This is a genomic window from Mucilaginibacter sp. SMC90, from assembly GCF_022811725.1.
Classification (GTDB): Bacteria; Bacteroidota; Bacteroidia; order Sphingobacteriales; family Sphingobacteriaceae; genus Mucilaginibacter.
This window is the reverse complement of the sequence record NZ_CP094527.1, coordinates 412232-424845: the sequence shown is the minus strand read 5'-3', so window position 1 is coordinate 424845 and position 12614 is coordinate 412232. Positions and strand designations below refer to the sequence as shown.

The 12614-nt window shown below is 43.6% G+C and carries 8 protein-coding genes and 1 tRNA gene; 7 read left to right on the top strand and 2 right to left on the bottom strand.

Annotation, left to right across the window (positions count from 1 at the left end; genetic code table 11):
* The first annotated feature begins 366 nt into the window (after positions 1 to 366).
* From MTO98_RS01880 to MTO98_RS01850, 7 genes are all read left to right on the top strand, one after another.
* Positions 367 to 440, top strand: a tRNA-Asp gene (locus MTO98_RS01880).
* Between the two features lie 393 nt (positions 441 to 833).
* Positions 834 to 2363, top strand: a complete 1530-nt coding sequence (gene istA / locus MTO98_RS01875; protein WP_243481480.1) for an IS21 family transposase — start codon at positions 834 to 836, stop codon at positions 2361 to 2363.
* 20 nt (positions 2364 to 2383) lie between these two features.
* Positions 2384 to 3145, top strand: a complete 762-nt coding sequence (istB, locus tag MTO98_RS01870; protein WP_119407387.1) for an IS21-like element helper ATPase IstB — start codon at positions 2384 to 2386, stop codon at positions 3143 to 3145.
* Between the two features lie 166 nt (positions 3146 to 3311).
* Entirely contained in the window at positions 3312 to 5399 is a 2088-nt protein-coding gene (locus tag MTO98_RS01865) for a GNAT family N-acetyltransferase (RefSeq protein WP_243484994.1), read from the top strand.
* Positions 5392 to 5820, top strand: coding sequence for an ASCH domain-containing protein (locus tag MTO98_RS01860; protein ID WP_243484993.1), 429 nt, complete (start codon positions 5392 to 5394; stop codon positions 5818 to 5820). The genes MTO98_RS01865 and MTO98_RS01860 overlap by 8 nt, the downstream gene beginning before the upstream one ends.
* 142 nt (positions 5821 to 5962) lie before the next feature.
* Entirely contained in the window at positions 5963 to 6592 is a 630-nt protein-coding gene (locus MTO98_RS01855) for a hypothetical protein (RefSeq protein ID WP_243484992.1), read from the top strand.
* A 19-nt stretch (positions 6593 to 6611) separates the two neighbouring features.
* On the top strand, positions 6612 to 7685 hold the full coding sequence (locus MTO98_RS01850; protein ID WP_243484991.1) for an ImmA/IrrE family metallo-endopeptidase: 1074 nt from the start codon (positions 6612 to 6614) through the stop codon (positions 7683 to 7685).
* Positions 7686 to 8407: 722 nt separating this feature from the next.
* Here the strand turns inward: MTO98_RS01850 and MTO98_RS01845 are convergent.
* Together MTO98_RS01845 and MTO98_RS01840 are read right to left on the bottom strand one after the other, a co-directional pair.
* The gene (locus tag MTO98_RS01845) at positions 8408 to 11548 is read right to left on the bottom strand and encodes an efflux RND transporter permease subunit (protein ID WP_243484990.1); all 3141 of its coding nucleotides are present in this window, start codon (positions 11546 to 11548) and stop codon (positions 8408 to 8410) included.
* Positions 11549 to 11554: 6 nt separating this feature from the next.
* On the bottom strand, positions 11555 to 12613 hold the full coding sequence (locus tag MTO98_RS01840) for an efflux RND transporter periplasmic adaptor subunit (RefSeq protein WP_243484989.1): 1059 nt from the start codon (positions 12611 to 12613) through the stop codon (positions 11555 to 11557).
* Position 12614: the final 1 nt, after the last annotated feature.

Below are 12614 nucleotides of genomic sequence, written 5' to 3'. Positions count from 1 at the left end.
GTTGCTTAAGTGATGAATAAGGTATGGTGAGTTCAATAGCGTGGCCGCCTATTACACCAACTCATAATGTCTCTCTATGTTTTAATCATGATTACAATTGGCTGCTATTTGTCAGTTTTTCTTATTTTTGTCAGTATCATTTGATATTGAATGCTATTGTCCTTGCTCAGAAAAAATTCGGGAGCACAGTAGTTGAAGATTGGTAAAATACTGAATAACAGCATATAAATGGACAGGGTTACGGAGCCGTCCATTCCGCTAAAAGCCTTAACTTGAAAAAGTTGAGGCTTTTTTGCGTTTAAAGCTTTTTTTGTTTTACAATTTGCATAAATTAAAAAGGTTTGTATATTTGCAACCCCAAACGGAGGAGTGGTAGTTCAGCTGGTTAGAATACATGCCTGTCACGCATGGGGTCGCGGGTTCGAGTCCCGTCCATTCCGCTAAATAGCAAAAAGCCTTACTGAAAAGTAGGGCTTTTTTGCGTTTACGGCTTTTTTAGGCGGCTTTCTGCAAAAAAGCATATCAGATCCAATCAAGTTTTCCAGGCCAAAAAGGGTACCGTTGAGGGTACCATTTGTTTTTTGGAAATTAGGTACCCTTGAAGCTATTTAATCAGCTATTAATCAACGATTTGTGGGAGGAATGAGGTTTAATCTGGAGAATTCGCTGATATTGACCACCTGATTTCGGCGCAAACTGACCACCGATTCCGCGGGAAAGTGACCACCTGATTTCGGAGGAAACTGACCACCCCGAACGAGCCGCTTATGCTGTAGAAGCAGGCCTATTTTTGAGGTTTAACAACTTCACTAATGGCCAACACTACGATAAGCATGAGTAAGATAAGACAGATCCTAAGGATGTACAGCCAGGGCCGCAGCAAGCTATCGATAGCGGCCCAGACCGGCGTGTCACGCAATACCGCAAAGAAGTACCTTATTGCGTTCGATGCCAGCGGCTTTACGTTCGAAGAGATCAATACCCTTAATGATAAAGAGCTGGAGGACTTCTTTGGCAAAAGCAGTGAACGCCCTCCGGACAAGCGGATGGTAGCCCTGCAACGATGTTTCCCGCAAATAGATAAAGAGCTAAAGCGGGTCGGTATGAACCGCCGCATCCTGTGGGAAGCTTATATCAAAGAGTTCCCTGACGGGTTCAAATACACCCAATTCTGCTTTTATTACAACCAGTGGAAAGCCCGCGTGAACCCCACAATGCACCTGGATCATAAAGCCGGTGATAAGCTGTATGTGGACTTTGCCGGTGAAAAGCTAAGCATAACGGACAAGGATACCGGTGAGGTCATTGAGGCCGAGGTGTTCGTTGCTATCCTTGGCGCCAGTCAATTGACCTATGTTGAAGCTGTGCTGAGCCAGCAGAAAGAAGACTTTATAGCAGCCTGCGAGAATGCCCTGCACTTTTATGGCGGCGTACCTGCCGCCATCGTTCCCGACAACCTGAAGGCTGCCGTTACCAAAAGCAACCGCTATGAGCCAACACTGAACGAGACCTTTGCCGACTTTGCCGACCATTACGGAACGACCATCTTACCAGCGAGGGCGTACCGCCCTCGCGACAAAGCACTGGTAGAAGGAGCTGTTAAGATCGTTTACAGCCGTATCTACGCACCTATTCGCAAAGAGGCCTATCATACCCTTGCAGAACTGAACACAGCGGTCAAGGTCGCTTTAGAAGCACATAACAGCCAGCCGCTGAAAGGCCGCAATTACAGCAGAAAGCTCCAGTTCGAGGAGATAGAACGCCAGGCTCTCTCGCCATTACCGGCATTACGTTATGAGTTCAAACGGCAGCACCAGGCCACCGTAATGAAGAACGGGCATGTTTGTCTTGGTATCGACAAACACTACTACAGCGTACCGTACCGCTTCATCGGCAGGAAGGTCAAACTGCTGTATTCCCGCACCAACGTAGAGGTCTATTACCACTACGAACGCATTGCCATGCACAGGCGTATCAAAAGCCCTTACAGCTATACTACGGATAAAGACCACCTGGCTTCGACACACCGCTTTATGACCGAATGGACACCCGATAAGTTCCTGGAATGGGCGGCATCCATTCATGAGGATGTGAGGCTTTACATCCTGAAGATACTGGACCGGAAGCAACACCCGGAACAAGCTTACCGCTCCTGTATCGGTATCCTCAGCCTGGCGCGTAAGGCAGGTAACGAAAGGCTGGCCAGTGCCTGCAGGCGTGCACTCGGTTATGGCGTTTATAACTACAAGACTATACAGCAGATACTGGAGAACAAGATGGACAGCTACGAGGATAGCTTATTTGCTGACGAACTGCCTATGCCCAGCCATGACAATATCCGTGGAGAGAACTACTATAAATAACCATTAATAAATAGATCGATATGAACACGAACACCTTGGACAAACTTCGCAAGCTGAAGTTCTTTGGCATGTACCATGCCTTTAAAAGCTGCCTGGAAACGGGCCAGACCGCTGAATACACTACTGATGAACTGCTGGCTCACCTGGTAGAGGCCGAATGGGACGACCGGCAGAACAGGCGCATAGAGCGTACCATCATGTACGCCAAGTTCCGCTATAAAGCATCGGTAGAGAACATTCATTATCATGCAGATCGCAGCATCGACCGCAACCAGGTGATGCGTTTGGCAGACTGTCACTTTATTGACCGTAATGAGAACCTGCTGATCACAGGCAGCACCGGTATCGGCAAAAGCTACATTGCTTCTGCTATCGGACACCAGGCCTGCATACTGGGTTACCGCGTGTTCTATGCCAGTACACCCAAGCTCTTCGCTAAGCTGAAGATGGCCAAGGCAGATGGTTCCTACATGAAGGATGTCGCCAAACTGGAACGCCAGCAACTACTGATCCTGGATGACTTCGGTATACAGCCTTTTGATGCGCAGAGCAGGGCTGCACTGATGGAGATCATTGAGGACAGGCACGGTAAGACATCGCTGATCATCACCTCTCAGCTGCCGGTCAGTAAATGGTATGAGGTCATTGGTGAAAAGACGATCGCTGATGCTATCCTTGACCGTATCGTGCATGATGCGCACCGGATGGAACTGAAAGGAGAGTCGATGAGAAAAAGAAGGCCGGCAGAGCCCGAAAAAAGCTATCTGCAAAACACACTTTAAATAACTACTTTTGACAACGCTTCTACAGCGTTCGCTGCGCTCGTTCGCCAGCACTTTAGGTGGTCAATTTGCCACGGAATCACCTGGTCAACTTCTCCGTATTATACAATGTATCTTCTTAACATATTAATAATTAGTGTAATTTAGACGAATCCTACTTTATTACATGCAATCAAAAATAATTTTTGCAAAGACTGACCATCTTGAAGATATTTATAAAATATGGGGCTTAAACCGAGCCACGTTAGGTCTAATGCCTAAAGACGCATTTAGGGATTGCGTAATAAAAAAATGGATATTAATTGTTTTGGTAGATACACATGTAGCTGGTTATTTACAATTTCGCTATACCGCCAGAACCCAAACGCTATCTATTGTCCATTTATGTATTGATAAATCGTTCAGAGGACAAGGGTATTCGGAGAAACTTTTAGATAGACTGGTTGAAGAATTCAAACATCAGGCAAGGGGAATTAAATTGAGTTGCAGGAGTGATTACTCTCAAGCCATTAAATTTTGGACAAGATATAATTTTCAACCGAAAGGAAAGCTGCCTAGCCGTGGAAATAATCCTAATGTACACTTAGTAATTTGGTGGTATAGCTTTGGTAAAGAAGATCTTTTTTCCATTCAAAAAAATGATAAGATTAAAGCTGTTCTGGATTTTAATATTATCGCTAAACTGATGGATATGTCCATTACAGATGTTGTTAGGGATGAAATTGCACAATTACAGAGTGACTGGTTAGTTACAGAGACTGAATACTATCAAACCTCTGAAACAACAAGTGAAATATTTAGGGATGCTAATACCACACGGCGAGAGCGTAGCAGATCATTTTTAAAAGATTTCCCAGAATTAAATATTGACAAGCCAAGTATAAAATTAATTGAGCAGGAATTATTAACTATTTTTCCGGGTAATTCGGACAACGATCGCTCTGACAGGCGGCAAATTGCCGAAACCATTTTATCTGGCTTTCCATACTTTGTTACCCTGGATGAAGGTATTTTAAAACTAGCCAAACCAATACTCAAGCGTTATCAATTAAAGATAGTTACCCCATCTACTTTGATTTCGGAAATTGACCTATCTATAAATGCGGAAGATTATTATCCAAATAAATTATCAGGTAACAACTTTTCTGTTTCTAAACTTAAACCGGGTGAAAGGCAGGATGTTGATTTAATTTTTTTGAATAATGGTGCTGGTGAGAAAAAATCTATTTACAGTTCTACTATCAACAATTTGATTGCAAAACCTACCGGTTGTGTTCAGGTGATAAAGGAAGGAGGAAACATTGTCGCCTTATTTGGATATTATGAGTCTGATAATATTTTCCATGTGCCTATAATTCGTACAAAACAATATTCGTTGAGACAGACTATTTTTATTCAAAATGTGAATGATTTGGTTAAAATGGCATTGTCCAAAAAGAAAAAATTCATTGTTATTGAGGATGCCTTTTTGACGGATCTGGAAAAGGATCTATTAATTACTTGTGGTTTCTTCCAACAAAAAACAACCTACATCCGTGGTATAAAATCCGGGCTTTATCAATCAAATGATATAAAAGAAGAACTAAAAGATATTAGGGGGCAAATTCCAGAATTAGATGATCTAATAAATGCAATCGATCAAAAAACAGATACGGAATCTTATTTAAACATGCTTACTCTGGAGAAGCTACTCTGGCCTTTAAAGATAACGGATGCAGAAATCCCGTGTTTTATTATTCCGATAAAGCCATACTACGCAAAAGAACTTTTTGACACAAAAGCAGCGAAGTCTGAGCTTTTTGGTGTTCAGCCGAGCTTGATATGGAGTAAAGAAAACGTTTATTACAGGAATATAAATCCTAACGTGGAAAAAACTCCGGCCAGAATATTATGGTATGCAAGCGCCGATGATATTTCCACACGGCAAAAGGCAATAGTCTGTTCTTCTTATTTAAATGAAATTGTTGTTGGTCCGGCAAAGGATCTCTATAAGAAACATGAAAAATTTGGCGTTTATAACTGGAAAAGAGATATTTTAAAATTAGTTAAAGGTGTTGCCGCAAAACCAATTAAAGTATTAAGATTTAGCGATTCCGAATCGTTCCCAAATGCTATTTCTCTTGCTAAGGTAAAGCAGGTATTAGCTGATAATAATGAGTCTGATAATAACTTTCAATCGCCTTTAAGAATTAAAACCGTTACTTTTATGCAATTATATTCGATGGGTAACGGATTAATAGCAGCAAATGAGTAAACTAATTCTGATATCAATCAAAGAAAAATATGTAAGGAAAATCCTATCGGGCAGGAAAACGATTGAACTTCGCAAATCCGTTCCTAAAGCTTCGCCAGGGGACACTTTAATTATTTATACAACTCAACCTAAGAAGGCTGTAACAGCTATTGCATTTGTTAAAAATATCCTGATTTGTACACCAGAGGAGATGTGGCTGTGCCATAAAGAATATCTAGGGATTGATAAGGTTAGTTTTGATGAATATTATAAAAATCATAGAAAAGCGGTTGGAATTGAGATAAGCGAGGTTTTTCAGTTAGATGCTGAAATTTTATTAAGTGCAATAAAACTTATACATCCCCGATTTTCACCACCTCAAACCTTCAAATATCTAAACAAGTTTACTACTCTGAGAGATTTCAAAAATCTTAATATTTAGGTTTTATTATTCTGTCGTAATTAATAGTGACCCTCTTAATATCCGTGAGCTATCTATTCGCACATTTTTTTAAAAAAAATATTCACATAAATTTGTAAAAAATATTCTTTTGTCTATCTTTGAGAAATCAAATAGCATAATCATGTTTATACAAAGTTCACTGTTCGACGCATCTCAATTCCAAAAAAGAAAAGCACCTGCTCAGGCAGACTTTGAAAACAAAAATTTAGATGTGCTAATAGCATTCCGTGACATGGTTCCCAGAGCGTTCGCGCGGCTACACAAGGAGATATTTTCAACGATTGAACCTATTAGTCAAGACAAAAACCTTCCGTCTGTTGTTATGAGCGGATTCTTAAAAGGGGAATTGATTAAACATTTCCCCCAGCTTTGCGGCCACGCTACAAAACAGCGATTTCAACTTACCGGTGCAGGAAATGAAAGGATTTTTATAAAAAAATTAGATACACAAATGAGGCCATCCAATATTCCTACTGTTGATTCTGTTCTCATTTATAACCAATTATCTAATTCTCATATAGACGTATTCCCTAATATTTTTTTAGGATATACCGCTTCTGAAGACTGGTCAGATTTTACTGGTGTGTATGCGGTTTGTATCGATGGCGAGAAAACCCTTTGGATATCAGATTTAATGATGTTAGATGACAAAAATGGTTCTAATATCGTTACGATGCCTGTTCAGCCTATCGTTCCAGTATCGCCTAAGATCAAAGAAGGCGTTGTTAAAATCAAAAAGAAAGCGGAATAACTTCTTTAATTTACTACTTATGAATGGTTTTAATCCTAAAATGTTGGAGTTGGCTCGAACCTTTAGGGAGTTAACTCAGAAACAATTGGCAGAACTATTGCCAAAAATCAATCAACCAAATTTATCAAAGATTGAAAAGGGAGAATTAAATTTATCGCAAGCAACAGCGCAGATGATAGCTGATGCCTTAAATTATCCGTTGAGCTTTTTTTATCAAGAAGAATTACATACACCACTGGCAAATATCTATTTTAGAAAACGAGCTACAGTTCCGCAAAAAAAACTTGATAAGATTATTTCTGATGTGAAACATATTTTAAAAGGCATTGACCACTTCCTTACAGATATTGAACTACCTGAATATCTTAAATATTCATTTAATCTCTCGGATGGTTGGACTCCTGAAGCTGCCGCTGATAGAATGCGTGAGATTTATAGATTGTCGCCTGGCCCGGTAAAAGATATCGTTACCCATATTGAGGAAAGCGGTATTATCGTTTATTTTTATGACTCGGAAGAAGAAAAATTTGATGGGCTAACGGCGTATACAGATGCAGGCACACCAATACTTTTCGTAAATAAAAACATGCCACATGACCGAATGAAATATACCCTTGCTCATGAGTTAGGCCACCTAGTTATGCATATACCGTGTTCAATTGAGCCATGGAGAGACTTTGAAAATGAAGCAAATGCTTTTGCATCAGAATTTTTGATGCCCCACAAAGACTGTTACCGGGATCTACAAAACTTAAGTTATAATAAACTTGCCATGTTAAAATCCTATTGGGGTGTATCAAAGGCGTTTATTATTAGAAGAGCAAAAACAATTGGGCTTATTACAGAATCAACATATAAATATTTAATGATTGAACTGGGGCGGCGAAATGAGAGAAAAAATGAAACAGGATTTGTCGATCTTGATGAACCAAAAGTATTAAATGAAATCGTCAATATATTAAAAAGAGAATTTCAATATGACAATCAGGAAATAGCCGATAATTTACGGTTATCAATAGACGATTATGTGAAGCTTTTTGATTCCTCGCGGAATAATAAATTTAAAATCAGAAGTATAAAACACTCAATTTAAATAGTGCATCTAGATTAGCTTCAACAACAATATGATATCAATTAAATGAGTTATCTGCCCAAAACCTTTATAAGGTCATTTCTTTACCTACTTGTTAATTCAATATTGACATCTTTCTATTTTTTTAAGCATTAATTATTGTTTGCTTTAAATGGTTTTTCGACGTAAATTGCATTACAAAATCGTTCTATAAAATCCGGTTAAATTGAATTAATCTAAAAGGCTACCATCGAGGCTATCACTTTTTTAGGCCATTCAAAAAACCTCGTTTAAACGCTAAAAACGCACATTTTGCACGAAGAAATAAACTTTTTATAGAGCCTCCGGCACTAAAATAGTTCGCCATTCACGAATGTATGGTGACTTCTGTCCAATAGCGGTGCTGGCCATTTGCCAGTCCTTGTCACTGCATATGAATAAATTAACAATTGGAATCACGAGATCCAGCGATTTTGCGGGCGGCTAATGAACTGTAATAAGCAAAGCCATCACTTGGTCTGCAAGTTTATTAATGCTGTTAGCGTCGGTAGTAAACGTTAAAGAAATAGGTTGATCTCCGCGAATATTCATAATAGACATATCATCCGTTTGCGATCTGTTTTGGTTCTGAGGCATACACGTCCAGCGTAATTAATAATTTTTTATAAACCAGGTTTAATTTACGCGCTATCATGCCCCGGCAGCAGGAGATTATGCTGCCGGGGCAGGTGAACAATTGTTGATTATAGGTTATGCAAATGATGGGCATCCAGGCGCAGTTGACCATCACCGGTTTTTTTCTTTTTGAATTTAAGCAAAATATGCTCAATGATCAGGTACATGGAAGGCACGACGAACAGCGTCAGGATCATTGAACTGGTTAACCCGCCGATAATCACCCAGGCCATGCCGTTCTTGATCTCGGCGCCGGCGCCGCTGGCTATGGCGATGGGCAGCATCCCCAATATCATGGCCAAAGTAGTCATCAGTATCGGCCTTAATCGTTCCTTGCCGGCCTCTATCAGGGCCTCCATCACCGGGTGCCCCTGCGCTTTTAAATGATTGGTAAAATCCACGATCAGGATCGCGTTCTTCGATACTAGGCCCAGCAGCATGATCACCCCGATAAGGGAAAAAATATTCAGGGTCTGCATTGTCAGCGCCAAAGCCAATAAAGCGCCTACCAGGGCAACGGGGATCGAAAAAAGAACCACGAAGGGGTAGATCGCATTTTCGTACAGCGCCACCATGATCAGGTAAACCAGCACGATCGCCACACCCAGCGCAAAGAACAAGCTACCGAAGGCATCTGCCTGGTTCTTGGCGTCCCCCAAAAACTCCACTGATACACCTTCAGGCAATTGTACCTGCGGAAGTTTTTTCTTAATGTCTTCTGTTACAGAGCCCGAGGGGCGGCCGGCCACATTGGAGTTTACGGTGATGGCACCCAGTCGGTCACTGCGCTGCAAAACACTTTCACCCAGACCCTCGGTAACCTCAGCAAACTGGCTCAGTACAAAGCTTTGGCCGTCGCTATTGGTGAAAGAAAGATTCCTGACATTGTTGATGTCCGACCGGTCGTAACTATCCAGACTAATCAGGATATCGTACTCGTTACCATTCTCTTTAAACTTACTCTTATCATTGCCGCTGAAGGCGTTTTGCAAGGCAGCACCTACCTGGCTGGCATCAATACCCAGAAGGGTCATTTTTTCGCGGTTAAGGGTAACCTCTACCTGCGGTTTCTGATCTTTTACGGAAAGCTCTACAAAGCGGGTGCCCGGTACCGACGCTACTATTTTTTTATAGGCTTCGGCAACCTTACGTACCGCTTTCAGGTCGATCCCTTTAACTGCGATCTGGATCGGCGCCTGGTTGGCGCCCCCGGTGATAGAAGTTGGCGAGGAAGTGATCTTAACGCCCGGTATCACAGCGCTCAGTTGCTTTTGCAGCTTCCCGCCAAAATCTTCAGCGGTGATGTTACGCTGCTTTTTATCAACCATCGTTACAGTGATCTCGGCCAGGTTGTTATTATTGGTGGTGCCGGCCACGCTACCGGTAACAAATCCGACGCTGGAAAATACCTTCGTTACCTCGGGTTGTTTCATGATCAGCTTTTCGGCCTGCTGGGTGATCATATTGGTCTGATAGATCGAAGCGGAAGGAGCCAGTTCCAGGGTGATCAATAATTCGCCCTGATCTGCGCTCGGTATAAAGGCGGCGCCGATAAATCCGAAAGGCACCAATGCAACAGCCCCCAAAATGAGCAGGATAACCCCCGATAGTAACCATCTTTTTTTAGTTAGCACAACGGCGAGCAATTTGCCGTAATCTTCTTTCAATACATCTAAAAAGTGCTCGAATCCCAAATTAAGTTTACCCCACAGGCTTTTTTCATTTAGCTTTTCAATCTTGCCGAATTTTGCCGCGAGCATTGGTGTAACGGTGAACGAAACAAATAAACTCATTAGCGTGGAAAACACCACCACGAGTGAGAACTCCTGCAGCAGTTGCCCGATGATACCTCCGGCAAAGGCGATCGGCAGGAATACCACGACGTCCACCAGGGTAATGGCCAATGCGGTAAAACCGATCTCGCTCCGGCCTTCCAGCGCAGCTGTCTCTTTATCGCGGCCCATCTCCAGGTGGCGGTAGATGTTTTCCAGTACTACGATAGAATCGTCGACAAGGATCCCCACCACCAGCGACATCGCCATCAGTGTCATCAGATTAAGCGAGAAGCCGAGGAAGTACATCGCGATAAACGTCGGGATGATTGATGACGGCAGTGCCACCAATACGAACATCGAACTGCGAAAGCTGTGCAAAAAAGCCAGCATCACGATCCCTACGATCACGATCGCCAGCCCCAGGTCCTCCATAACGCCATCCGCTGATTTCAACGTATAAATGCTCTGATCGGACGAGACATCAAAGTTCAGGTGCTGGTCTTTATACTGCGCCTGGATATCAGCGAATTTCAGCCTTACCTGCTTGCTTACTTCTACTGCGTTGGCATCGCTCTGCTTGATGATCTGGATACCGATAGAGGGAATGCCGTCAATATGATTGATGGCCGTCGTCTTAGCGGTGGCATCGATCACTTCGGCGACATCTTTCAGGTAGACACTGCCTGCATTTGGCCGCTGCTGCACGATGAGGTTACCGATCTGTTCGGTAGAGGTCACGTTGGCATCAAAACGAATGGACTGCTGCTGATTCCGGGTTTCAATACTGCCGGCCGGATAGGATTGGTTGGCTTTGCTTAAGACATCGGTTAACTGGCCGATGCCCAGGCCATAAGCTTTCATCTTATCCTGGTCGATATTCACCTGGATCTGCCGTTCATCACCGCCGATGATATTCACCTGACCCACGCCGGCCACGTTTTGCAGCAGGGGGCGGATCTGTTTATCCACGAAGTCATACAGTTCACGTGGCGACTGCCGGGAGGTTACACCGGCCTTGAGTACCGGCGCGTCTTCCAGGTTGATCTTATTGACAATGGGTTTATTGATATTATCCGGCAGATCGTTCTGCGCCTGGTCCGCCTTGCGCTGGATATCACGTTCCGCCTGGTCAATATCCGTACCGGCTTTCAGCTGCACGACTACGCTTGATACGCCTTCCTGTGAGGTAGAAGTGATCTTATCGAGTCCTTCTACCGACGAAAAGGCATCCTCCAGCTTCTTGGTCACCGAGGTTTCTACTTCGGCTGCCGCTGCGCCGGGATAAACTGTGCTCACCGTTACAGTGGGCACGTCGATCTTAGGCAGCAGGTTGTAGTTCAAACCTAAATAAGACTTGATTCCAAAGATAAAAAGGACGGTAAAAACGACAATGATTAATAGGGGCCGCTTGACGGCAATCTCGGTTATAGACATCTTGCTTTATTTAGAAATGATCACCTGGGTTCCGTCCTTTAAGTTGATCTGGCCGGAAGTGACTACGATCTCGCCGGCTTTGAGGCCGCTGACCACCTGGATCAGGCCATTCATCTCGATCCCGGCCTTGACCGGCTTTTGATGGACCACATTGTTTTCAACCACATAAACCGAGGCGTCCTTTACACTTTGGGTCAGCGCGTCCCTGGGAATGAGCAGTACATCCTGCGTGGTTTGACGGGAAAAATCGGCGTAGACAAAAGTACCCGAGCGGAGCGGGCTGCTGTCTTTGTTAGCCGCCATGACCTCCACGCGGTAATTGTGGGTCTCATCAGCCTGCGGACTGATAAAGCTGATCCGCCCATTAAACACCTGGCCGGGGTAAACATCTGTCGTGATCTTCACCGGCTGGCCCTGTCTGACCTGGTAAACCTCGTTTTCCGTCAGGTTCAGCTGGACCTTCGCCTGCGAAAGATTAACGATGGTGGCGATCTGTGTGCCGGCATTCGCAAAAACGCCCTGCTCTACTGGCTTTTCGGAAATAATCCCGCTGGTCGGCGCTTTGATCGAGGCATCACTGAGCTGCTTTTTTACCTGGTTGACCTGGTTGACGGCGTCCAGGTAATTCTGGCGGATCTCGTTCACTTTTTCCTGGGTGGCCGCCTGACCTGTCAATAGTTCCGTGTAAGTATCAAGATCCCGACGTAATTTAGCGGCGTCACTTTCGGCTTTTTGCAGATCGAGCTGCGCTGAACGCGTATCGATCACGGCCAATACCTGACCTTCACTAACGTGATCACCGAGGTTAAATCTCAGCTGCCGGATCGTGCCCCCCGTGGTGGCGAGTACTTTAGCCTCTTTAAACGGCGCCAGTGTACCTGTTTTCAACATGCTCAATTCCCGGCGTTCTGCCTTAACCGCGGCAACCTTGACCGGGATCCGCACCAAAGTATCCTTGGCCGGCTCCTTCTTTTTGTCGAGCGTACGCTTATTGGAAGCCAGCCTGAAGACAATCAGTGCCAGTAAAATAATAACGATCAGGGCGATGATGTATTTACGTTTCATA